Below are 390 nucleotides of genomic sequence, written 5' to 3' on the forward strand. Positions count from 1 at the left end.
CAGCACCACCGCGGAGTTGATCCTCCGCAGCAGCGAGGGGTCCCCGCCGGTCAGCCGACCCACCGTCCGTCCTCCCAGCTCGTGCGCGTGTTGGGCGGATCGTACTCGGCGCCGCGCACCCCGGCGACCACCGGGCGGACATCCCGTCCGCGGGCCCGCGTACGCGGGCCGCTCAGCCCGGCGCCACGAACCCCGACTCGTACGCCGTCATCACCGCCTGTGTACGGTCCCGCGCGCCCAGCTTCGCCAGCACGGCGCTCACATGCGACGTCCCCGTCTCCGTGCCGACCACCAGCCGGGCGGCGATCTCCGCGTTCGACAGCCCACGCGCCATCAGCCGGAGCACCTCGCCCTCCCGTTCGGTCAGCCGGGCGCGCTCCAGCTCGGCAC

1 protein-coding gene is annotated in these 390 nt (G+C 74.9%); it reads right to left on the reverse strand.

Going from position 1 to position 390, the window contains the following annotated elements:
* Positions 1-172: 172 nt before the first annotated feature.
* Positions 173-390, reverse strand: a 218-nt coding sequence (locus LPA54_RS41595; protein WP_228985545.1) for a response regulator transcription factor, incomplete at its 5' end; no start/stop codon positions are given.

Source organism: Streptomyces sp. DH12 (assembly GCF_020873895.1).
GTDB lineage: Bacteria > Actinomycetota > Actinomycetes > Streptomycetales > Streptomycetaceae > Streptomyces.